Source organism: Aquibacillus halophilus (genome assembly GCF_009649745.1).
In the GTDB taxonomy this organism is placed as follows: Bacteria; Bacillota; Bacilli; order Bacillales; family Amphibacillaceae; genus Aquibacillus; species Aquibacillus halophilus.
In genome coordinates, this window is record NZ_WJNG01000011.1 from 202431 (window position 1) to 226090 (window position 23660).

Annotated in this window: 18 protein-coding genes, 10 tRNA genes and 2 rRNA genes; all 30 read right to left on the minus strand. The window is 36.5% G+C overall.

Annotated elements, in window-relative coordinates; genetic code table 11:
• Positions 1-39 precede the first annotated feature (39 nt).
• Positions 40-1203 carry a multiple monosaccharide ABC transporter permease gene (mmsB, locus tag GH741_RS14135; protein ID WP_338079453.1) on the minus strand — a complete coding sequence of 388 codons (1164 nt, stop codon included), beginning with the start codon at positions 1201-1203 and terminating at the stop codon, positions 40-42.
• Positions 1187-2737, minus strand: coding sequence for a multiple monosaccharide ABC transporter ATP-binding protein (mmsA, locus tag GH741_RS14140; RefSeq protein WP_153737419.1), 1551 nt, complete (start codon positions 2735-2737; stop codon positions 1187-1189). The genes mmsB and mmsA overlap by 17 nt, the downstream gene beginning before the upstream one ends.
• 77 nt (positions 2738-2814) lie before the next feature.
• Positions 2815-3921 (minus strand): multiple monosaccharide ABC transporter substrate-binding protein, encoded by a 1107-nt coding sequence (chvE, locus tag GH741_RS14145; protein WP_338079457.1) that lies wholly within the window; start codon positions 3919-3921, stop codon positions 2815-2817.
• A 216-nt stretch (positions 3922-4137) separates the two neighbouring features.
• Complete coding sequence (locus tag GH741_RS14150) at positions 4138-5331, minus strand: response regulator transcription factor (RefSeq protein WP_153737421.1); 1194 nt, start codon at positions 5329-5331, stop codon at positions 4138-4140.
• A complete protein-coding gene (locus tag GH741_RS14155) occupies positions 5331-7145 on the minus strand; it encodes a sensor histidine kinase (protein WP_153737422.1) in 1815 nt (604 codons plus the stop codon). Before GH741_RS14155 ends, GH741_RS14150 begins: the two co-directional genes overlap by 1 nt.
• Before the next feature lie 25 nt (positions 7146-7170).
• Positions 7171-8166 (minus strand): substrate-binding domain-containing protein, encoded by a 996-nt coding sequence (locus GH741_RS14160; protein ID WP_153737423.1) that lies wholly within the window; start codon positions 8164-8166, stop codon positions 7171-7173.
• Between the two features lie 334 nt (positions 8167-8500).
• Entirely contained in the window at positions 8501-9262 is a 762-nt protein-coding gene (locus GH741_RS14165; RefSeq protein WP_153737458.1) for a (2Fe-2S)-binding protein, read from the minus strand.
• A gap of 62 nt (positions 9263-9324) precedes the next feature.
• Entirely contained in the window at positions 9325-10365 is a 1041-nt protein-coding gene (locus tag GH741_RS14170) for a FecCD family ABC transporter permease (protein WP_153737424.1), read from the minus strand.
• Positions 10358-11374: a FecCD family ABC transporter permease gene (locus GH741_RS14175; protein WP_153737425.1), complete on the minus strand. Its 1017-nt coding sequence runs from the start codon at positions 11372-11374 to the stop codon at positions 10358-10360. Before GH741_RS14175 ends, GH741_RS14170 begins: the two co-directional genes overlap by 8 nt.
• Positions 11375-11467: 93 nt before the next feature.
• Positions 11468-12472 (minus strand): ABC transporter substrate-binding protein, encoded by a 1005-nt coding sequence (locus GH741_RS14180; protein ID WP_153737426.1) that lies wholly within the window; start codon positions 12470-12472, stop codon positions 11468-11470.
• A gap of 177 nt (positions 12473-12649) precedes the next feature.
• Entirely contained in the window at positions 12650-12781 is a 132-nt protein-coding gene (locus tag GH741_RS14185) for a YpzI family protein (protein ID WP_153737427.1), read from the minus strand.
• A gap of 271 nt (positions 12782-13052) precedes the next feature.
• Complete coding sequence (gene glmS, locus GH741_RS14190) at positions 13053-14855, minus strand: glutamine--fructose-6-phosphate transaminase (isomerizing) (protein ID WP_153737428.1); 1803 nt, start codon at positions 14853-14855, stop codon at positions 13053-13055.
• Between the two features lie 573 nt (positions 14856-15428).
• Positions 15429-16775 carry a phosphoglucosamine mutase gene (glmM, locus tag GH741_RS14195; protein WP_153737429.1) on the minus strand — a complete coding sequence of 449 codons (1347 nt, stop codon included), beginning with the start codon at positions 16773-16775 and terminating at the stop codon, positions 15429-15431.
• 96 nt (positions 16776-16871) lie between these two features.
• Entirely contained in the window at positions 16872-18122 is a 1251-nt protein-coding gene (locus GH741_RS14200) for a CdaR family protein (RefSeq protein ID WP_153737430.1), read from the minus strand.
• Positions 18115-18936: a diadenylate cyclase CdaA gene (gene cdaA, locus GH741_RS14205; RefSeq protein ID WP_153737431.1), complete on the minus strand. Its 822-nt coding sequence runs from the start codon at positions 18934-18936 to the stop codon at positions 18115-18117. Before cdaA ends, GH741_RS14200 begins: the two co-directional genes overlap by 8 nt.
• 305 nt (positions 18937-19241) lie before the next feature.
• Positions 19242-19859 (minus strand): anti-sigma factor family protein, encoded by a 618-nt coding sequence (locus GH741_RS14210; RefSeq protein WP_153737432.1) that lies wholly within the window; start codon positions 19857-19859, stop codon positions 19242-19244.
• 15 nt (positions 19860-19874) lie between these two features.
• Positions 19875-20438: an RNA polymerase sigma factor SigW gene (gene sigW / locus GH741_RS14215; RefSeq protein WP_153737433.1), complete on the minus strand. Its 564-nt coding sequence runs from the start codon at positions 20436-20438 to the stop codon at positions 19875-19877.
• A 250-nt stretch (positions 20439-20688) separates the two neighbouring features.
• On the minus strand, positions 20689-21591 hold the full coding sequence (gene rocF / locus GH741_RS14220; RefSeq protein WP_153737434.1) for an arginase: 903 nt from the start codon (positions 21589-21591) through the stop codon (positions 20689-20691).
• A gap of 181 nt (positions 21592-21772) precedes the next feature.
• Positions 21773-21848: transfer RNA gene (locus tag GH741_RS14225), tRNA-Ala, on the minus strand.
• 12 nt (positions 21849-21860) lie between these two features.
• Positions 21861-21935, minus strand: a tRNA-Gly gene (locus GH741_RS14230).
• Between the two features lie 35 nt (positions 21936-21970).
• Positions 21971-22046 (minus strand) — tRNA-Lys (locus tag GH741_RS14235).
• 373 nt (positions 22047-22419) lie between these two features.
• Positions 22420-22494, minus strand: a tRNA-Gln gene (locus tag GH741_RS14240).
• A gap of 52 nt (positions 22495-22546) precedes the next feature.
• Positions 22547-22632, minus strand: a tRNA-Tyr gene (locus tag GH741_RS14245).
• A gap of 43 nt (positions 22633-22675) precedes the next feature.
• Positions 22676-22751: transfer RNA gene (locus GH741_RS14250), tRNA-Thr, on the minus strand.
• Between the two features lie 151 nt (positions 22752-22902).
• Positions 22903-22978, minus strand: a tRNA-Val gene (locus GH741_RS14255).
• Between the two features lie 36 nt (positions 22979-23014).
• Positions 23015-23089 (minus strand) — tRNA-Glu (locus GH741_RS14260).
• A gap of 21 nt (positions 23090-23110) precedes the next feature.
• Positions 23111-23182, minus strand: a tRNA-Thr gene (locus GH741_RS14265).
• A gap of 3 nt (positions 23183-23185) precedes the next feature.
• A tRNA-Asn gene (locus GH741_RS14270) sits at positions 23186-23260 on the minus strand.
• 93 nt (positions 23261-23353) lie between these two features.
• Positions 23354-23469 (minus strand): 5S ribosomal RNA (gene rrf, locus GH741_RS14275).
• Positions 23470-23578: 109 nt separating this feature from the next.
• Positions 23579-23660 (minus strand): 23S ribosomal RNA (locus GH741_RS14280); the annotation flags it as partial.

The window sequence follows — 23660 nt, forward strand, 5'->3', positions numbered from 1 at the left end:
AAAACATCACTGAAATTAATCCGTGATGTTTTTATTTAATTATTTTCCGGCTCTGTTCTTATTATATACGTCGAATCCGACCGCAAGTAATAATACCATCCCCTTAATGGCCTGTTGCCAATCAATACCAATACCAATTAAGGACATACCGTTATTCATAACACCCATAACAAGACCACCGATAATTGCACCAATAACTGTACCGACACCACCAGCCATTGACGCTCCTCCGATAAATACTGCAGCAATTGCATCTAATTCAAGCATGTTACCAGCTGCTGGTGTTGCAGAGTCTAAGCGGGATGCGAACATTAAACCAGCTAATGCTGCAATTACACCATTGTTAACAAATACCCAGAATACTACACGCTTTGTTTTTATTCCAGATAAATCTGCCGCTTTCTTGTTTCCACCTGTTGCATAAATATGACGTCCCATTACTGTATTTTTCATAATAAATGTATAGATGATTATTAATATAAATACAATCACAAGTACAATCGGAATACCTTTATTTAAGGCCAATTGATAAGCAAACCAGTTAATTACAAAGGTTAATAATGCCAACTTTGTTATCGTGATCCACAAAGGAACAACTTCAAAGTTATACTTCAATTGTGTTTTGCGGTTTTTAAACTCCATATAGATTAAGACAAGTGATAGAATTACAGATAAAATGATTGTAAGAATATGCAATCCATCAGAACCTAAATCTGGCAAAAATCCACTACTAAACATTCCAAACGATTCAGGAAAAGGTGCAAGTGATTGACCATCTAATAAATATAAAGTCAATCCTCGGAATATTAACATACCTGCCAAGGTTACAATAAAGGATGGAATCCCGACATAGGCAATCCAAAATCCTTGCCACACCCCGATTAAAGCACCAACAATAATAGATAAAACGATTGCCAATAATACGGGTACATTGTTGTTAATCATTAATACGCCAGCAATTGCACCAACAAAAGCAACTACGGAACCAACTGATAAGTCAATATTTCCAGTAATAATGACCAAAACCATACCTACAGCTAATACTAAAATAAAACCATTTTGCAAGATTAAGTTGGTTAAATTTAAAGGTTTGAAAATAATACCCTCAGTTAAAATCCAAAATAATCCTGTAATTAACACGAGTGCAATAATCATTCCATATTGACGTATATTATTTCGAAATAAATTAATTACTGTTTGCACGACTTGCACCTCCAGATCCGGTCATATAACGCATAACACTTTCTTGATCCGCTTCTCCGCGCTCAAGTTCACCAGTTATACGCCCTTCATTCATTACATAAATGCGGTCTGAGAGTCCAAGCACCTCAGGAAGCTCGGATGAAATTACCAATACAGCCAGCCCCTCAGCCGCTAATTCATTAATCTGCGAATAAATTTCAAACTTGGCTCCTACATCAATCCCACGTGTAGGTTCATCTAAAATTAAAATATCAGGTTCAGTAAAAATCCACTTACTTAATACAATTTTTTGTTGATTCCCACCACTTAAATTTCCTGCAAGTTGTGTTAGTGTTGGTGTTTTAATATTTAATTTTTCTCGTAAATATTGTGCCTCTGTAACTTCCTTGTTCTCATCAATAATAGAATTTTTCGATATTCTCTTAAGATTAGATAACGTAATATTCCTTTTTATATCATCAATTAAATTTAATCCGTATGTTTTTCGGTCCTCTGAAACGTAAGCAAGCCCATTCGTGATTGCTTCACTTACTGTATCAGACTTAATTTCTTCACCATTCTTGTATAGTGAACCAGTAATTTTTTTGCCATATGTCTTGCCAAAAATACTCATCGCTAGCTCAGTTCTCCCTGCACCCATAAGGCCGGCTAACCCTACAATTTCGCCACGACGAATATGAATATTCACATTATCAATCACTTTACGATCACGTTGTTGAGGATGATAGACATTCCAATCCTTCACCTCAAAAATGGTCTCCCCAATATTAGAAACCCGTTTAGGAAAGCGACTTGTGAGCTCACGCCCAACCATTCCTTTAATAATTCGGTCCTCTGGCACCTTTTCACCTAAGGTTTCTATCGTTTCTATGGTTTGTCCATCTCGTAAAATAGTAATCGAATCTGAAATACTAGAAACTTCATTTAATTTATGAGAAATAAGAATAGAAGTAATTCCTTGTTTTTTAAGTTCATTTAGCAGCTTTAATAAATTTGCGCTATCTGTTTCATTTAACGCTGCTGTTGGCTCATCGAGAATTAATAATTTAACATTTTTTGATAAAGCTTTGGCAATCTCAACTAACTGTTGTTTACCAACACCAATATTCATTACAGCAGTTTCAGGTGAATCTTTTAAACCAACTTGTTCTAATAATTTTTTTGATTGCGAAAACGTATCCTGCCAATTCATTATTTTCCTCGATTGTCTTTCATTACCCAGGAAAATATTTTCAGCTATTGATAAAAATGGACTTAGCGCCAACTCCTGGTGAATAATTACAATTCCTACATCTTCACTTTGGTTAATATCTTTAAAATGACATTCTTTACCCTCAAAATAAATACCACCATCATAGGTTCCGTTTGGATAGACACCACTTAATACTTTCATTAACGTGGATTTACCAGCACCGTTCTCACCAACTAGTGCATGGATTTCACCTTTTTTTACTTTTAAATTCACATTATCCAACGCTTTAACACCAGGGAATGTTTTCGTTATATTACGCATTTCTAAAATGAAATCTGACATACCCTCACCACCTTCTAATGAAATAACGAATGAAATGATTTAGTGGTGATTAAATACCACCACTAAATCATGATTAATTATTCTAGTTCTGATGCATCATAATAACCTGCATCTATTACAACCTCTTGGTAATTATCGACATCAACTGAAACTGGTTCTACTAGATAAGAAGGAACAACTTCTATACCATTGTCATAGGTTTCTGTATTATTAACCTCTGCTTCTTCACCAGCTAAGATTGCATCAATCATGTTAACCACTACAGCAGCTAGATCACGAGTATCTTTGAAAACTGTTTGTGTTTGTTCTCCTGCAATAATTGATTTGATTGAAGCTAACTCTGCATCTTGACCAGTAATAACAGGCATTGCTAGATCACCAGTACCATAACCTACACCTTTTAAGGCTTGAATTACACCACGACTAATGCCATCATATGGAGACAATACTGCATCTACAGTTTCGCCACCTGAGTACGCCTTACTAAGAATGTTTTCCATACGTGATTTTGCTAAGTTTCCATCCCAACGCATTGTTGCACCTTGTTCAAAATCTGTTTGCTCACTTTGAACAACTAATTTACCACTGTCAATATATGGCTGTAATATTGACATTGCACCATCCCAGAAGAAATATGCATTATTGTCATCCGGTGAACCCGCGAATAATTCAATGTTAAATGGTCCTTCTTCTTCTGCAAGGTTTAACGCCTCTTCAATGTATGTCGCTTGCAATACTCCTACTTGGAAGTTATCAAATGTAGCATAATAACTAACATTCGGTGTTTCCATAATCAAACGATCATAAGCAATTACTTCAATCTCTTGCTCAGCTGCTTTTTCTAATACATTTGATAATGCTGTACCATCGATTGATGCAACAACAAGTACATCTGCACCTTTTACAATCATATTTTCAATTTGCTCAATTTGCTTATCAACATCGTCCTCAGCATATTGCAAATCAGTTTCATAACCAAGTTCTTCTAATTGCTTAACCATATTGTCTCCATCATCTACCCATCTTGCAGAAGACTTTGTTGGCATTGCAATACCAATTAAAGCATCGTTTGACTCTACTGCTCCACCATCATCAGAACCTCCGGAAGCGCTATCATCACCGCCGCAAGCTGCTAAAACTAACATAAAACTAAATAATAGTGCAAGTAATCCTAATTTCTTTATCATATTGAAACCCCTTTCATTTCTATTAATTTCTTTCTGTATATAGAATAGCACCGAACTAAATGTAAGGCTTTACATTAATTTAAACTGTTTTTATAAAATTTTAATCTAATTGTAATAATTTTCTCATCTTTCAAAAAAGGAGAGCGGCATTGGCCACTTCTTCATAAATAGAAGCACTTTCCATTTATTCATGGAAAGTGCTTCTATTTTAATTTAGCCTTTAAATTGTTTTGGAGATACACCTACGTTTTTCCTGAATGTCGTACTAAAGTAATGCTGAGATTCATAACCTACTTCTTCCGCAATGTCTCGAATGGTCATGTCTGTAGTCTTTAGTAAATCCGTTGCTTTGTTTAAGCGCAGCTGTGTTAATAGACCTACATACGAAATTCCTAACTCCTGTTTTATGATACGACTCAAGTAAACAGTTGAGACATGTAATTCTTCTGCAACCCTTTCTAGTGTGAGCGAAGAGTCCTGATATTGTTGCTGTATATAGTTTTGAGCTTGTTTAACAATTGGTGATACTCGTATTTGCTTCTCTATTTGATCTATACATAGTTTATAGACATTGGGCAAATTTGTTAGATCCTCTTCTTTCACTTCTTCTAGATGCCAATAGACCGTGATTTTTAAATATTGCTGTACTGCAACTTTTATCTTTGTGGTTTGCTCATTTGTCATTCGTTCCCATGAACAGACATTAAGAAAATGGGATTGATCTCTGAATACAGTAACCATTTTTGACCCTACGATTTCTTCTACAATATTTTCAATTGCAAATAAAAATATCTGTCGATCATTCTCTTGCAAAATTGTTTGGTTTTGATGGTACTCAGGCCATCTAATTACCATGTATTGCACAGGCACAACTGGGGGTAAACTTAAAAAATGTAATTGTTCTATGATTTCATTACTATTTAATTGTCCTGCTATCCAATCCTGAAAGAAACGTTCTTTTAGTTTTGTATGATTTTTTTTAATTTGGTTAGTGGCTTGCTTAAAGTACTCTTCCTGATTCACTTCTAAATCTAGCTGTTGTTTTAAGTTCAACAAAAGGTTTTGTAGTTTTTCTGAACTCACTGGTTTTAATAAATAGTCCTCAACCTGCAATCGAATGGCTTCCTGCGCATAATGAAATTCATCATAACCAGATATGACAACCATTTTACATTGTGGTAAATCTTTTCTTAATCGCTTCATTGCAGTTATACCATTCAAAATTGGCATATTTAAATCAATTAATAGAATATCTATTTGATACTTAATTGCTAGTTCAACTGCTTCTTCCCCGTCTTCTGCTTCCCCCACTACTTCCATTCCATATTCTTCCCAATCAATAGAAGAACGGATACCGTCGCGTATAATAAACTCATCATCTGCAATTAATACCTTCCACATACGCATTATGCTTTATCCCCCTTTACCATGCTATCATCTATCAGAATTGGCAATAATACCTCAACTGTTGTGCCGACGTGTTTTTTGCTGTTAATATACAAACCAAAACCTTCTCCAAACGCTAGCAAAATACGTGCCTGAACATTTAACATCCCATAGCCTTTTTTATCTCTCGTTTCTCCTTGGTTTTCTGTTCTAGTAATTGCTTCTTTTAGGGCTTGTCTCATCTCTTGAAGCTCCAATTCTGATATCCCAACACCATCATCTTGAATAATAATTGATAACTTGCCTTCTTTTTCTTGCGTTGTCACAACGATATGACCATTACCTCTTCGTTCTTTAATGCCATGATAGATTGCATTTTCAACGATTGGTTGTAAAAGGAATTTTAAAACATGTAAGGAACGAATACCTTCATCAATATCAATTTGGTAATTTAACTTTTCCCGATATCTAGTCTTTTGGATCAATAGATAACTTTCAATATGTTCTATCTCCTCAGATAAAGTAATTATATCTCTGCCTTGACTTAGACCTATTCTAAATAATTTTGCTAGAGTTTCTACTACCTCTGCAACATCATTTGCTTTTTGTTTCCTAGCCATCCACTGAATCGTATCGAGAGTATTGTATAAAAAGTGTGGATTTATATTTGCCTGTAAACTTCTAAACTCCGCTTCTCGTTTTTGCCTTTCATGTCGTTCTGTTAATTGAAGTAATTGATTTATTTGCTTCAGCATTTTGTTAAAGCTACGTCCAAGCAACCCAATTTCATCATCACGTTTTTCCTTGTAGCGAACTTCAAGATTTCCCTCTTCAGCTTTACGCATAAAGATCATTAATTGCGAAATTGGTTTAGATATTGATGATGATAAAACATACGATACAGGAATTCCAAATAACATTAAAATAAAGACAAAGACAACTATATAGAACTGAATTTCCCGCATTTCAAATATTGTTTCTTCTGCAGGGAACACACCTATCGTTGTCCAATTTGCAAAGGGAGATTGCTGAAAGATAAATTGTAGCTTTTGTGAATTAATTTCCTTTGAAAAAGTGCCAGAGTTCCTTCCTGCTATCCATTCACTAGGAATTGTATCAACTAAGGGGTCATCTGGCTGATAAATATTTTGATTTTGATCATCAACCACCATTAAATACCCGGTTTTACCCAAACGAACATCAACTAACGTTTCAGCTATAACTCTTAGTTTTAAATCTATTAAAATAACACCTTGAACTTCCTGTGTGTAAGGATCGATAACTGAACGCACCACCGAGACTACCTCATCGTTTTTATAGTTTACCAATGATGATATACTTCGATCTTCAGGTTGTCCTATTATTTTGAAAATTCCGTCATTTTCAATTGCTTCTTGATACCAAGATTCTTCTGTTAAATCCTGTGCTGAAGGAACATGAAATTCATTACTTACATAGTTTCCTTCGCTATTAACAACCAATAGTCCCGCAACTTCTGGAGATAAGGTCGTAAAATTACGAAGATAGCGTTGGACTTCATATTCATTATCTGTTTCCATACTTTGATCTTCTTGATCAAAAAATTCCTGCACCTCTTCATTATAGGAAATATAATAGGTGATACTTTGCATATTATTCATATAAAATTCAAAGGTTTCGTTCACTTTACTTATCAACTGCAATGTATTCTCATTTACTTGTTCTTCTAGTACACGTTCTACTGCCCAATTAATTAAAAGTCCTAGACAAATAATTGGAATAATACTAATAATCAAGAAGTGAGAGATTAACTTATATCGAATGGGTAAATTATTTATTTGTATCCAACGCTTCAATAAGATCAATCCATTCTAGAGAGGTTTATTGTGGATAGTAAGACTCAACATTTTCTTTAGTTACTATAGTGACACCCGTATCCACATAACGTGGTAAAGGAGTACGTTCATCCTCTTGTTCAACGATATCATGATGAAGATGAAATAAAAATTGTAGCGACCAGTACCCCATCTCCCATGTACCCTGGGCCAATGTTGCAGAAATGATACCATCTTCAATCATATCAAGCGTTCCTTTATCTGTATCAAAACTAATAATTTTAATAGATTCCTGAAGGTTATTTGCTACGGTGGCTTGACCAACCCCTACCCCACCATTTGCTTCTGTAGCAAAAATTCCAGCTATATCTGGGTACTCAGTTATTATTTCCTGAGCAACAACCTTGGATAACCTTTGATCCCCTCTTCCATCCTTGATAGAGACAATCTTTATGTCTGGATATTCCATATAAATTGTATCCTGAAATCCTTGTGTACGCTCCTGGTGATTTAACTGATGTGGTTGCGTAATAACACCAACCTCGCCATCCTCATTTAATAACTCCGCCATCTTATGTGCTGCTTCTACCCCAGCAAGATAATTATCTGTTCCTAAAAAAGAGTATGCTTTACTTTTTGGTGCGTCAGCATCAAACATAACAACTGGAATTCCAGCATCTACCGCTTTATCGATAACAGGATTTAACGCTTCCGGATCCATCGTTGATATAGCAATTCCCGCTGGATTTCTAGCAATTACTTGCTCTAAAACAGTGATCTCTTCATTTACATCATATTGCGTGGCACCACGGTATTCAACGGAGACATTCAACGCTTCTGCTGAATCTTCAAAACCCTTTAATGCACGTTTCCAATAATCAATTCCAACTTGAAAGGTTACCATCACATAGGTTTCATCCATACTCCCTTTCAATTCATTTTCAGTCCATTGTCTTGTTGTCGAATCTTCTGTTTGATAGTTATAGACATAGACTACAAATAATCCAATTATTACTATATAAATGAAGAGCAGTTTTCTCAAGTTTTGAAACCCCTTTCAAAAAAGATGTCATGAAGATATTTAATAGGGAAGTGTGCTTATGCAGTGATATATTACTAGTATTGTATCAAAATTGTATCGGAAATACTGTCATTCATCAACCTTTATTATGAGCCATGGAGGGATTTTATCGGCGCTCTACTAGCTAGATTCATACAGATTCGAGGATAGAAGTACATATATAAAGAAAATAAGTCAGAAAAAAGTGACCCCTAGCTGAGGCCACAACTTTTCATTATCATTTATTTTTTTGATGGGATTGTAATTCTTTTTTTATGGATCTTTTAACATTGTTAATCAATATTGTCACTTATTGTCATTTTAAAGGAAGCTTTCTCAGGTCCTGTTTACTTTTAGGGCACGTAGAGCAGCATGTACCATCTTCGTGTAATGCATAATAAAAACAACAGGTGCGACGAACTCTTATGTCCTCATCTTTTTGTTTTCTTCTATAAAATAGTTGCAGTGGATTTTTGGACTCATTTAAAAGATGCCCTGGTACATTATTAATTAGATAATGAAAATCACTCTCCAAGTTCATTGGCCTATTAGCTTCCAAAGGCATTTTTACCTCATATAACCAATAAACATACACTGCAACATTCTCCCAAAGAATTGGCTTGGGTACAGTTGACACTGTTGATACATTAGCAATGATTTGTGATAAGTTGGAGAATAGTTCACCCACAATCTCCTCTCTCCACGTAAACCTATCTTTATTTCCTTTATGCTGCACTTTAAAGCTGTCTAAAAACAAGTGTGGCAACCATAACCCATCTTTGTATTTTGTTATTAACGAACATCTAGACATATCCATATCAAGCCTTTTGTCATAGACTGTCATTGAATAAAGTGCTGGTGTAGTTAATAGAAAACCAATTCGTTTCATCAATTGAGATGCAGCAACAAATTTGTAATCGGTCCTTAATATAGCTTTTACATTATGGATATATTCTTCTACAAACACCTGATTGGTTAATTTATCTAAAGGTATTATTTCTTCGTCTGAAACATTATCAATAATACGAAATTGTTCAATAAGGTATTGTTTTTCATGGCTTAATAATTGATTAGTCATTAGAATGTACACCCTTTGATTAATTTTATACAAACTTAAACTGTACCCTATATTTTGTATCTTTACATATTACGATTTCTGTATAGTAAATATATGAAAAAAGGTGCTCCAATTCCCGATGTAAATACACCGGCTGGGATATCAAGTGGTAGAAAGGCAGTTCTGGCAACTAAATCACTCAAAACTACAATAATTCCGCCGACTAATGATGTAATTGGTACAAGGCTGGAAAATGACCGATCTGCAATCATTCTTGAAATATGCGGAGCAATCAAGCCGACAAAACCTATTCCACCTGCATAAGCAACTGCTGATCCTGCCAGAGCTACACTTATAAATAGTAGAATCATCCGGTATAGTTGGACCCTCACTCCAAGCGCAGTGGCAACATCATCACCTAACTGTTTAACATTGACTATTCTAGAGAATAAAAGTGCAAGTGGAATAAATAATATAATCCACGGTAACATCGAATATACATCTTGCCATTTCGCAGCATATAAACTACCTGTCAACCATAGGTAAGCTGTACTTGTTGAATACGTATCACTAAGCACAATCATCATGGTTGTTAATGCCTTCATTGCTGCAGCAACCCCAATTCCTATTAGTACCAAACGGATAGGAGTTACTCCATCTTTCCATGACATCACATATGTAAAAGTGGCTACAATTCCTGCACCTAACAAAGCCGCTAAAGGTAACCACTGCACACTTACTGTTCCCATAAAACTAACAATGAATATAATGGCACCAACTGATGCACCGCCTGTTATCCCAATAATATCTGGAGAGGCGAGTGGATTACGAATAATCCCCTGCAATATTAACCCCGAAACACCTAGTGCAGCACCAATCATAAAGCCAAGTAGGACCCTGGGAAGTCTCAGTGTATTTATGACAAAATCATATTCCCCGGTACCATTCCCAAGCAAGTGGTTAATTACAGCGAATGGGTGTATGAAACTACTTCCCACCGATAAGCAGACTAAAAATAGGAGTATGGAGAATAAAAATAGGATGAGGAAAGTTAGCGATGTTTTTCTATTAAGACGATACGATAAAGATCCTGACTTATTTCTAATTGAAATAAATTTAGTCATTCTTTGCTAACCCCCTGCGTGCGATATAAATGAAGAAAGGTGTCCCTAATAAGGCAGTCATTACGCCAATCGGCATTTCTTGAGGCATAATAACAAACCTTGCCACAATATCAGCTAAAAGTAGTAAGCTAGCACCTAACAATGCACTAAAAGGAATTATCCATCTATAATCAGAACCGACTAATCCACGAACCATATGAGGTACAATCAAACCAACAAAACCAATTGATCCTGCAACCGCAACTGAACTACCGGCTAGTATAATAATTATTAAACCCATAAGAGCTTTAATTAGAACTGTTTTTTGACCAAGACTTTTAGCGACATCTTCACCTGACATCAGAATATTAATTGACCCGCCCATCAACAATGCAATGGTTCCAGCACCAAGTATAAAAGGTAATACGGGTAATAGCATATCGACAGAGCGACCGGCCACTGAACCAGCTAACCAAAATAGCACACTTTGTAGTCCTTGTTCATCGGTTACCAATAACCCTTGTGTAAAAGAAACAAATAGGGCTGTTATTGCAGCTCCAGCCAATACAATTTTAATAGGGGACATTCCATCTCTACCTAAAGAACCGAGTAGATAAACTAACCCTCCTGATATCGCAGCCCCTAAAAACGCAATCCACATGTAGTGTACAAGTGAACTAACAGAAAAAAGCGTTGCCGAAACAACAATAAAGAACAAAGCCCCAGCGTTAACACCTAGTATATCGGGGGCACCTAGTGGATTCTTTGTTAATGCTTGCATTAACGCACCAGCAACAGCCAGACTAGCTCCGATTACAGCAGCAATAATTGCTCTAGAAAGACGTGAGGTGGTAATAATTATGTGTTCAGTTATTGTCTCATCATAGTTAAAGATAGCATCAAAAACAGTATGTAACTGAATTGGCGTCTGACCAAGTGCAATACTTAACATAAAAATAAACAAAAATAGGCCAGAACTAATAGCCAACGCCAACCATCTATATGATTTTCGAGAAACTAATCGTTTCATAAGAATCCTCTTTCGTTACCTATAGTTATACTTAAAAAGAAGAAAGGAGAAAGAAAACTCTTTCCCCCGTCTTTGTCTTCTGAAAATATATAATTATTTCTCTAGTTCAAATCTATCATAGATATCATCTAACATTAAATTGGCTGCCTTTATTCCACCAGCCATATTCCAGATGACCTCGTCAACCATATAAACTTGGTCATTTTTCACTGCATCTAGATTAGCCCAAAGTGGATGATTTGTCCACTCCTCGAATGTCTGTTGAACAGCTGGATCTTCCTCATTAAAAATATAAAATACATCAGCATTCATTTCAGGAATACTTTCTTTATCTGTTAATTGAATACCCCACTCTTCGCTCTGTTGGTTTTCAGGTCTTGTAAATCCAAGCTCCGCTAAGATTGACCCTGCAAATCCAGTGAAGTAAATACGGGCATGATCTGCTCTGAAATTTAAGATAGAAACATTAGTAGGCCACTCATCACCTAATTTCTCTGATACTTTGCCTTTAAAGTCCGCTACCCGGTCTTCCCAATTTGTTAATAGTTCATTTGCTTTGTCTTCTTTGTTCATGGCTTGACCCATTAGCTCTACAGTTCCTTGAAAATCAAATACCGTCTCATGTGACACTGTTGGAGCGATTTCAGATAACTGTGCGTATATTTCTTCGTGGCGCAATTTTGACGCAATAATAAGATCTGGATTTAGTTTAGCAATTTCCTCAAGATTTGGTTGGGTTTCAGTACCAACGATTTGAACACCTTCTAGCTGGTCACCGAGGTACTCATAGGTTGGCTGTTGTACCCATGATTCAACAACCCCAACTGGTGTAACACCAAATTCCAAAATAGAATCAGTTGCTCCTTGGTATAATGTTACGATTCTTTCTGGAGTTCCTTCAATTTCTGTCGTCCCCATTGCATGAGTGATTTCTCTAGCTCCATCTGAGTTTTCTTCACCATTCGTTTGTTCTTGTTCTTGTTCTTGATCTTGTACTTGTTCTTGTTCTGTATTGCCACATCCAGCTAACATAAACACAAAAGCCATTATTAAAATCAAACCAAACAATTTAAATTGCTTATATGTATTTAGTACCATTGTATTTCCCTCCTGTTAATTGATAATGATTATCATTATTACAGTAGTTATTGTATATCGTATTTAAAAATAAATCAATACTTTTTTATAATTAAAATTAAAAAGACACAACCCTTTAAAGGAGTGTGCCCTTATCACGAGTACAAGCACGGTAACTCTAACTTATTTCCAGCCCATCTATTTTCTCCGCTTATTTGCTTGTTCTGATTCTTCTATTCTTGTTGCGCCTGGATAGTCTAATCCTTGATCCCTATCGGATTCAACCTTCCTTGATTTCTTAAGCTTTCTTTCTTGTCGATCTTTACCCATTATGTCTACCTCCTTTTTAGTAGTAGTATTAGATCGTTATACACTAGTCATACTTCTTATTTTTTAAAAAGCGATACATCTGTGAATAAACTGTGTATATGTTTGGAACTTTTTAGTTTTTTCCTTATTAAAAATAATTACTCACAAGATATCCACAACCTATTGAAATTATTATAGAAAATAATTACCGATATTATAGTTTTTAACAAAAAAGAACCGAGCATCCACATCAAAAGTGTATGCTCGATTCTTAATATTTAATGATTCGTTTTTATTCAACCGTTACACTTTTAGCTAAATTACGCGGTTTATCCACATCACATTCACGGTGAAGGGCTGCATAGTAAGCTAATAGTTGCATCGGTACCACACTTACTAATGGTGTTAATAACTCATGAACATGCGGTAATACAAACGTATCACTTTCTTGTTCAAGACCCTCAATACTGATTATACAAGTTTTAGCACCTCGTGCAGCTACTTCTTGTACGTTACCTCTAATTGAGTAGTTTACGTTTGCCTGAGTGGAGAGGGCAATTACTGGAGTGCCTTCTTCAATTAATGCAATCGTACCATGTTTTAACTCTCCACCAGCAAATCCTTCTGCTTGAATATAAGAGATTTCTTTCAGTTTCAATGAAGCTTCTTGAACGATGAAATAATCCATCCCGCGGCCAATATAAAATGCATTGCGGGTTTCTGAGAAAAATTCTTTAGCAATCTCCTCGAATTCTTCTTTTTGATCGGTTAATGATTCCATTACACTTGCAACAATACCTAGCTCTTGTAATGGATCAAAGCTTAAATCAATTCCTTTTGCTTGAGCTGTATCTACCGCTAATATTGCTAATACAGCGATTTGTGCAGTATATGCTTTCGTTGAAGCGACTGCAATTTCTGGTCCAGCATGTAAGTGTAACGTATAGTTGGCTTCGCGAGAAAGGGTTGAGCCCGGAACGTTAGTAATTGTTAACGAAGGGTGCCCTAATTCTTTAATTCGTACTAGCACGGAACGGCTATCTGCTGTTTCACCACTTTGAGAAATGAATACGAACAATGGTTTCTCAGAAAGAAGTGGCATGTTATAAGAAAATTCACTAGCAATATGAACTTCAACAGGTACATTTGCTAATTTTTCGATAAATTGTTTTCCAACAAGGCCAGCGTGATAACTAGTTCCGGCAGCAATAATATAGACACGATCTGTATCAAGCATCGCTTGACGCACTTCAGAATCTAATTTGATATTGTCGTGATCATCCTGATACTTTTGGATGATTTTACGAATAACAAATGGTTGCTCATCTATTTCTTTAAGCATAAAGTGTGGATACGTACCTTTTTCAATATCCGTTGCATCTATTTCTGCAGTAAATGGCTCGCGTTCAACAGTGATACCATCTAATTTTTGAATCTCTACAAAATCACGATTAACGATAACGATCTCTCTATCATTGATTTCTAGATAACGATCAGTTTGTTTCAATGTCGCCATTGCATCACTTGCAACTAAGTTAAAACCATCACCAAGTCCTACAAGTAGTGGACTCTTATTTTTTGCAACATAAATAGTATCTTGGTTTTGTGAATCAATTAGACCAATTGCATATGAACCTTTTAATAAAGAAATCGTTTGACGGAATGCTTCCGTCACATCATTAAGTTTTTCATTTAACACTTCAATTAATTGAACTACAATCTCCGTATCAGTTTCACTTTTTAAGGAAACATCTGCTAAATATTGATCACGGATTTCATAGTAATTTTCAATAACTCCATTATGAACAATTGTGAATCGACCAGACGCACTTTGATGTGGATGAGCATTTTCTTCACTTGGTGCACCATGTGTCGCCCAACGGGTATGACCAATACCCATTGTTGCTTGAACATTGTTATCTACTTTTTCCCGAAGTACTGCAATACGACCTTTGACCTTAGATAGGTTAACACCATCACTATTTAGTGTTGCAATTCCTGCAGAGTCATAACCTCTATATTCTAACTTCTCTAAACCATTTAATAATATTTCAACTGTATCGTTATTTCCAATATATCCAACTATTCCACACATATCGTTGTTTCCTCCTTAAAATTAAAGGGGCAAACAAAACGACCAATTATTATAATGGGGCGCCTATTTGCCCCTTTCTCACGATGTTTTTACATCATATGTTAATATTTTTGTACAAAGAGTCACCTCTTCGTTTTGAAATAAAAACATTTCGGTTGAGATGTGTGCAACCGGGAGGTATCCGCCGAATGTGCTCGATCACCCTCCACCTCGTCAACTATCCCGTATCAGGAATAGTCCTGGCGCTTTAAAAGCTATACTACATCGATTCTCCTTTCTATATTTGAATGAAGGATCCATGCCTTTTTGTTTTTACCAATTAATATTAAATTAATCAGGCAGGCGCGAACTTATTTTATTCTAACTGAGAAAGTAGTTGCTGGCAATAATTTTCGTTCATTAGTTTTATAAATATGAATGCTTGGAATACCTATTATTTAATAAGTAAGCTTCTCTATAGGTTATGCCGAACCTTATAGATTGTGAAGCGTGTATTGGTTAAATTAGCCTTAGTATATCCTTTTAAACCCATTAAAAAATGCGAGCAGACAAATAGCTGCTCACATAACTTAATCACTTCATTCCTAGTAGTTCTTCTATTACCTTAACAACTTCATCCACATATTTGTGGCAATCGTCGAGTGTAGGCGCTTCTACCATAACTCTTACTAGTGGTTCTGTTCCGGATGGACGGACGAGAACTCGACCTTGTCCAGCCATCTCTGTTTCCACTTTCTCAATTGCTTCTTGAATACGAGGGTTTACTAGTGCCTCATGCTTATCAACTACTCTTACATTCTTAAGAACTTGAGGAAACTTTTCCATTTCACTAGCTAACTCTGATAAAGGTTTTCCAGTTTCTTTAACTACGTTTGCCAATTGTAAGGCAGTAAGCATTCCATCACCGGTAGTAATGTAATCTAAGAATATAATGTGACCAGATTGTTCTCCACCTAAATTATATCCACCTTTACGCATTTCCTCCATAACGTAGCGGTCTCCTACTGCAGTCTTATTGCTTTTCATCCCGTTGTTTTCTAATGCTTTGTAAAAACCAATATTACTCATAACTGTGGACACAACAGTTGAATGACGAAGCAAGCCTTTATCATTTAAGTACTTACCACATATATACATAATCTGATCTCCATCAACGATATTACCCTTTTCGTCTATGGCTATCAAACGATCTCCATCACCGTCAAATGCTAAGCCCATATCCGCTTCTTTATCCATCACAAATGCTTGTAATGTTTCTGGATGTGTAGAACCTACTCCCGCATTTATGTTTAATCCATCCGGAGAAGAGCCAATAGTTGAAATATCCGCTTCCAAATCCGCAAATAAATGTGGTGCTAGTGAAGAGGTTGAACCATTAGAACAATCTAAGGCTATATGTAAACCAGTAAAATCGGACTCAACAGACTTTTTCAAGTATTGAATATACTTTTGCCCGCCCTCAAAATAATCGTTTATTTGACCTATATCAGCTCCAGTAGGTCTAGGCAGTGTATCTTCATGTTGATCAATTAAATCTTCTACTTCCTTTTCCTGTGCATCCGTCAGCTTAAATCCATCAGGCCCGAAAAACTTAATCCCATTATCCTCTACTGGATTATGTGAGGCCGAGATCATTACACCAGCTTCAGCACTCATTGCTTTAGTTAAATAAGCAACACCAGGGGTAGAAATAACACCAAGACGCATTACTTCTGCACCAATGGACAGAAGTCCTGCTGCTAGTGCACCCTCAAGCATATTTCCAGATATTCTTGTGTCACGACCAATTAAAATCTTCGGTCTGGTAGTCTCTTTTGTAAGCACATATCCGCCAAATCTGCCTAATTTAAATGCTAACTCCGGTGTTAGTTCCTTGTTGGCTATTCCTCTGACACCGTCTGTTCCGAAATATTTTCCCATGATGTACCTCTCTCCTTTACTTCCTCTGAGAAAAACTCGTTCCAGTTAACAGCAGAAACAATCGTTTTTTCTCATTTTTTCCTTAAGTTAGAAGTATTAGCTTTGTTCCAATCTAACCACTATATTTCTGTATTCTGGCTCAAAGTTAATTCCTTCTGGTGCATTAATTTCCACTGGAATTTCAAACTCTTCTTCCGTTTGACGACCATCTAAATTGATCGATAGTTGGAGATCTTCTTCTGACAGGTTGCCGATTTCTTCCTCTAAACCAAGCACGGTTAAGTCCATCTCACCCTCTGCTGGTTCAATGAATGTTAATGAATATTCTTCAGTTAAATTCTGTATTTCAATTGGTAAATTAAACACTCTTTCTGCGGTTCTATCTAGTTGAATACTCACTTCTACTTGCTCGGTTTCAATCTTTCTTATCTCAGATGGAACATTTAATTGTAATTGAACTGTCGACACTTCGGTTATTCCGGTTAAGTCTAATGGTTCGGTTTCTATCTCTTCAATGGTTGCAAGCACATCTTCAGGAGCAAATATCCTTACCTCTGATAGATTTGGTGTAATAGTGTTAATTGTTATACCATCCTGCACTTCCCCAGTTGTAGTTACTTCAATAGGTACAACCTTACTCGGACTTTGAACATCAACTGTTACTTCTACTACAGAAGGTTCAATTCGCGCATTATTCAGTTCATTTCCTTCGCTATCATAGACTTTTACAGGCACTTCTCTACCGTCAATAGGCTCGTCCACACCTTGAAGATTGACAAACACCTTAACAGTAGCAATTTTTTCAATTACGTTTTTAGAGCTTGTAATTGTTACTTGAACAGGATTAGTAGTTCCTTCAACTACCTCAAAGCCCGGTTCTATCTGGTCTTCATTAATATAATCGACTGTTATATCATACTGATCAACGGCTCTTTCTTCAATGGTCACTTCTACTTCCTTAGGTTCAATATAAACATCTAAGTTATTGGATATACCTGAATGTTCAAGTTCGACCATATATGTGCCTGGATCAAAACCTTCTAAATCAACAAATACATCAAAATTTCTCTGAGTAGAGGTTGATGTAACTGAGCTATTTGGACCTTGTAGGGTTACTGATACGGTTGAAGGCACCCCACTTACTACGTATTTTTCTTGATCAATTTGAATATTAACAGGTATGTCATCTAGAACCTGAGTTTCATCTGAACTGCTCCAAAAATCTCCTACACCAGTATCAGCAGATTGCCTAGAATTTTCACTAAGACTAACAGTTGTAAAAAGCAATATTGCTAAAGCAAGAGAAATAAAGCGAATAACCCACGGACTTTTTAACCAATTATCCATTCTTCTTTCCCCTCCAATTCCAGCTTCTTGTAGCAGGGGCTTTCATTTTGTCTTCCAATTCATTTCTTAATATTGACATTAATCTATCCTGGTCTAAGTCTCTATGTAACTCCCCGTTTTTTGTGCAAGAAATTTGACCAGTCTCTTCAGATACTACAATAGTCAAGGCATCTGTTACTTCTCCGATTCCCATTGCAGCTCTATGTCTAGTTCCTAGTTCTTTTGAAATAAATGGACTTTCTGAGAGTGGTAAGTAACATGCTGCCGCAACAATTTCCTCATGTTTTATAATTACAGCACCGTCATGGAGTGGTGAATTAGGTATGAATATGTTTGTCAGTAGCTCATTGGTTAACTTACCATTAATTGAAATTCCCGTTTCAATATAATCTCCTAAAGCTGTTTCTCTTTCAATTGTAATCAGTGCACCTATCCTTCTTTTAGCCATATAGTTACATGACTTAACAATGGAATCAATAGTTCGATTAAGAATTTCTTCTTCGGAATTACTGTTTCTAGCAAAGAAACTTCCTCTCCCAAGCTGTTCTAAAGCACGTCTTAATTCAGGTTGAAATAAAATAATGATTCCAAGAAAACCCCACATAATAGCCTGGGACATAATCCACTGTACCGTTCTTAAATCGAAAAGGATGCTGAAAAACCAGATTCCTAATACTACAAAGATCCCTTTTAGTAACTGGATAGCCTTCGTGCCTCTTATTAACATTATCAACTTATATAATACATACCAGACAAGGGCTATATCAACACCAATACGTAAAATACTTAAAATATTTAGTTCCCCATCAAGCATGTTTACACATCCTTATATCCATGAATTCCTCTTCCTATCTGTGAGTAATAACTTTAATTATTATAGCATATTTATATTGTTTTCAATAACGCTAGACTATAACCATATAATGGTCTAATTAAGTAAGTATTTGTTACCAGAATGTATACAGTTAAATTTTTGGTACTTAATCTTACTCTATAAGAGTTTATAAGAAATGTAAATCATAGTGCAACATGAACTTTAGTTTTAGGGGCATTTTATCTATTTCACTTTCCTTCATAAAATTAGCCCTTGTTGACATTTACCAACAAAGGCTTGAAAGACTACTTATAGGTTAAAGTAAAGACACTTTTTGCCATGTCCTTTATATGGTACCATATCCATTCGAATATTTGGTTCACTTGTTTAATTTCGCCAGAGATATCCCCAGCTGATGCACGTAAATGTTCACCATTTATAATCGTCACATCTCCATTAACAGACCCATCTATTTTTAAATCGCCATTTTTTATTACTAAATCGCCTTCTACAGTTATCCCCTCTGGTACGATAACCGTATTGTCCGCTTGTATGATTAAATTTTTATTCTTCGTAACGGATAGCTGCGTGTCTTGATCATAGGCAGTAAAGATGCTGCCAAACATAAATATAAAGAAAATTGCTGCAGCTGTAACAACAGGATGGTCTTTAAACCACCTCATATAACTAACTCGTTTCTTTTCTTTAGGGAGGTTATTAATTACCCTATCTGTAAAGTTTCTAGGTGCTTGTATGTGACTATTGCTCTTAAGAAGAGTAACTGTTCGTTTCAATTCATGAAAATGGTGCTGACAAGCATTACAAGACTGCAAGTGAGAGCGCAGCTGTTGCTCTTCTTTTTTTGTCAGTTCGCCGTCCAAATATTTATGCATCAAATACACATTATTATTTTTACAAGCCATTCGTTTCACACTCCTTTAAACATGACGAAGCCTTTTCCGAAGTGCTTCTCGTCCTCTATGAATTCTAGTTTTAACAGTACCAACTGGGATGTCTAAGACCTCACTTATTTCATTTAAGGACAACTCATCGACAAACCTTAAAGCAATAACACTCCGATATTTTGCAGGAAGTTTCATTATTTCTTCTTGTATATAGTTTTGTAATTCAATGCTTTCAACTTCATCTTCTGGTAATGGCTGATCTGCAGGGAGTTGAGAATACATGTCTAACCCATCAGTACCCTTTATTTGTGCATCTAGAAAATAATCAGGTTTTTTCTTCCTTATTCTATCGATAGTTATATTAGTTGCAATTCGATATAACCATGTAGAAAACTTCCTACGGGTATCAAAAGAATGAATGTTAACATATGCTCGAATAAACGCTTCTTGAGCCAGGTCCTCCGCTTCATGAGAATTCCCTATTATTCGATAGCAAATTTGATATACTCTATTCTGATAGAAGGCAACTACATCCTCGAATGCAGATTGATCCCCTTTTTTAACTTGTTTGATTTTATCTTTTATCATCGTTTCCATCACTATACCTCCGCTATTTGCGGTCACTACTATTACGAGTGACTTAATCCTGAGGTTTCACTTTTTTTAATACTTTTCAAAACTTTATTGTTCAAGGTATGTAAGTCCATACATATTTTGTAAGATATACAAAACAATTATATCAGTTGAAAGGCTATGATGGACAAAAAAATACACCTTTTTTTAAAAATATAAGAGTCATGGATAATGAAAAAAACCCTTGATTTAAATTACAAGGGTTTTACGTTTATCACTTTAATTTTTCACCGAATAATGATGCCATCAGTCCGACTGCTATTGTAGCTGTTTTATTTTTTTCGTCCAAAATAGGATTAACTTCAACAAACTCAGCAGATGTAATAATATCTGCTTCCGCAAGCATTTCCATAGCTAAATGACTCTCTCGATAGCTTAGACCTCCAATAACAGGAGTTCCAACGCCAGGAGCATCGCTAGGATCCAAGCCATCTAAATCTAAACTTAGGTGTACTCCGTCTACACGCCCGTTGAAATATTGTATTGATTGATCAATTACTTCAGACATTCCAATACGATCAATTTCATGCATTGTGTACACAGTTATTCCTTTTTCTTTTATTAACTCTCGTTCCCCCTCATCAAGTGAACGGGCTCCAATTATAATTACGTTTTCTGGTTTGATTTTCGGCTGATATTCAAGAATATTTGTTAACCTTTCATGTCCAATACCTAAATTGACTGCAAGGGGCATTCCATGAATATTCCCAGTTGGAGAGGTTTCTGAAGAATTTAAATCGCCATGAGCGTCATACCAAATAACACCCAAATTGTCATAGTGATTAGCTACACCAGCTATTGTACCAATTGCAATACTATGATCTCCACCTAATACTAAAGGAAATCTATCTTTTTCCACAACCTCCGCAACAGCTCGCGCCAATTTTTCGTTTCCATCCGTTACTTCTTTAAGGTTACGCAATTTATCTTCTAGTTCAACTTCTTTTCTGTTAGGACGAGATATTTCAATATCACCTAAATCCTGGACATCATATTTAAGTCTTTCAAGTCTTTCTATTACACCTGCATACCGAATCGCACTTGGACCCATATCAACTCCACGGCGATTTTGTCCTAAGTCCATTGGTACACCTATTACTGACAATTTATTATTCATATTTTATCCTCCTTCATCACTCCTATTGTAGACAAAAATAGCAATATGACTCAACCTAACATTTATATGTATATATATACGTTTTTCGACCCTATCAAATTTTACACAACTACATAAATAAAAGGTTGAATTCGACTATGAATTCAACCTCTTTTATCATTCTTTATTTATATTTAAATAATGGTGGAGCCTAGCGGGATCGAACCGCTGACCTCCTGCGTGCAAGGCAGGCGCTCTCCCAGCTGAGCTAAGGCCCCGATAGTATTTTATGGAGCGGAAGACGGGATTCGAACCCGCGACCCCCACCTTGGCAAGGTGGTGTTCTACCACTGAACTACTTCCGCAGATTTTTTTACTAATAATTTATACACCTTTGTTATGGTGAGCCATGAAGGACTTGAACCTTCGACCCTCTGATTAAAAGTCAGATGCTCTACCGACTGAGCTAATGGCTCTTGATTTTTTCAATAACTAAATTTGTTCATCTCACTAATAAACCTCTGCATCTACAAGCATATACAATGAAGCACTGTGCTTCGAGGTTACTCACAGTTTATTCGGTAGAAGTATTGCTCGTTGCTCTACCGACTGAGCTAATGGCTCTTGATTTTTTCAATAACTAAATTTGTTCATCTCACTAATAGACCTCTGCATCTACAAGCATATACAATGAAGCACTGTGCTTCGAGGTTACTCGCAGTTTATTCGGTAGAAGTATTGCTCGTTGCTCTACCGACTGAGCTAATGGCTCTTGATTTTTTCAATAACTAAATTTGTTCATCTCACTAATAGCAAAATATAGTGTCTGTCGATCCAGACGTATAAAAATGGCTGGGCTAGCTGGATTCGAACCAGCGCGTGACGGTACCAAAAACCGTTGCCTTACCGCTTGGCTATAGCCCAATAAAAATAGTGCAAAATAACATGCACTGTGAAGTAAAATTATAGAATTTTATGGTGGAGGGAGTAGGACTCGAACCTACGAACCCGATGGGAGCGGATTTACAGTCCGCCGCGTTTGGCCAACTTCGCTATCCCTCCATCATAGTAATAAGTCTATCTTTCACTAAACAGATGTGAAAAATGGTGCCGGCCAGAGGACTTGAACCCCCAACCTACTGATTACAAGTCAGTTGCTCTACCAATTGAGCTAGGCCGGCAATCTAAAAATCGATTTATTGCTCTATCTTGTTCAACCTTTGCATATACAAGCATATGCAATGAAGCATTGTGCTTCGAGGTGATTCTCAGTTTATTTGTTAGAAGTATTGCTCGTTGCTGCTACCAATTGATATAGGTCAGCAAGCATTATGGTGGAGGATGCAGGGCTCGAACCTGCGACCCCCTGCTTGTAAGGCAGGTGCTCTCCCAGCTGAGCTAATCCTCCATAACAAGGTGAGTTATTTAAACTTAGATGAAAATTTGGTGACCCGTACGGGATTCGAACCCGTGATACCGCCGTGAAAGGGCGGTGTCTTAACCACTTGACCAACGGGCCATACAATCAATTATCTTACAGAGCTTCCAGCCGGATTTGAACCGGCGACCCCTTCCTTACCATGGAAGTGCTCTACCACTGAGCTATGGAAGCAAATGGCTCCACAGGTAGGACTCGAACCTACGACCGATCGGTTAACAGCCGATTGCTCTACCACTGAGCTACTGTGGAATAACTATATTTATTACTCTTTACTTTTCATGTAACCTTCATAGCTACACCAAACTGGCGTACTATATGAGGTTAGTGAATAGAATAACAAATGCCTAGCAACGTCCTACTCTTGCAGGGGCAAAGCCCCAACTACCATGGGCGCTGGAGAGCTTAACTACTGTGTTCGGCATGGGAACAGGTGTGACCTCTCCGCTATTGTCACTAGACCTAAAGAAATGAAGATATTTATATACCTTCAAAACTAGATAAGAACTTGAAGACATCAAGTTATTCAACGAACGACTTTTTTCTTTGATTCATAAAACTCATATCATTTTAGTTAAGTCCTCGATCGATTAGTATTCGTCAGCTACACGTGTCACCACGCTTCCACCTCGAACCTATCAACCTCATCGTC

What these genes read in the sequence shown, in the direction of transcription:
- mmsA (WP_153737419.1), bottom strand. Translation starts at nt 2,737, where the DNA reads ATGTCAGATTTCATTTTAGAAATGCGTAATATAACGAAAACATTCCCT.
- GH741_RS14150 (WP_153737421.1), bottom strand. Translation starts at nt 5,331, where the DNA reads ATGCGTATGTGGAAGGTATTAATTGCAGATGATGAGTTTATTATACGC.
- GH741_RS14165 (WP_153737458.1), bottom strand. Translation starts at nt 9,262, where the DNA reads ATGACTAATCAATTATTAAGCCATGAAAAACAATACCTTATTGAACAA.
- GH741_RS14170 (WP_153737424.1), bottom strand. Translation starts at nt 10,365, where the DNA reads ATGACTAAATTTATTTCAATTAGAAATAAGTCAGGATCTTTATCGTAT.
- GH741_RS14175 (WP_153737425.1), bottom strand. Translation starts at nt 11,374, where the DNA reads ATGAAACGATTAGTTTCTCGAAAATCATATAGATGGTTGGCGTTGGCT.
- GH741_RS14180 (WP_153737426.1), bottom strand. Translation starts at nt 12,472, where the DNA reads ATGGTACTAAATACATATAAGCAATTTAAATTGTTTGGTTTGATTTTA.
- GH741_RS14185 (WP_153737427.1), bottom strand. Translation starts at nt 12,781, where the DNA reads ATGGGTAAAGATCGACAAGAAAGAAAGCTTAAGAAATCAAGGAAGGTT.
- glmS (WP_153737428.1), bottom strand. Translation starts at nt 14,855, where the DNA reads ATGTGTGGAATAGTTGGATATATTGGAAATAACGATACAGTTGAAATA.
- glmM (WP_153737429.1), bottom strand. Translation starts at nt 16,775, where the DNA reads ATGGGAAAATATTTCGGAACAGACGGTGTCAGAGGAATAGCCAACAAG.
- GH741_RS14200 (WP_153737430.1), bottom strand. Translation starts at nt 18,122, where the DNA reads ATGGATAATTGGTTAAAAAGTCCGTGGGTTATTCGCTTTATTTCTCTT.
- cdaA (WP_153737431.1), bottom strand. Translation starts at nt 18,936, where the DNA reads ATGCTTGATGGGGAACTAAATATTTTAAGTATTTTACGTATTGGTGTT.
- GH741_RS14210 (WP_153737432.1), bottom strand. Translation starts at nt 19,859, where the DNA reads ATGGCTTGTAAAAATAATAATGTGTATTTGATGCATAAATATTTGGAC.
- sigW (WP_153737433.1), bottom strand. Translation starts at nt 20,438, where the DNA reads ATGGAAACGATGATAAAAGATAAAATCAAACAAGTTAAAAAAGGGGAT.
- rocF (WP_153737434.1), bottom strand. Translation starts at nt 21,591, where the DNA reads ATGAATAATAAATTGTCAGTAATAGGTGTACCAATGGACTTAGGACAA.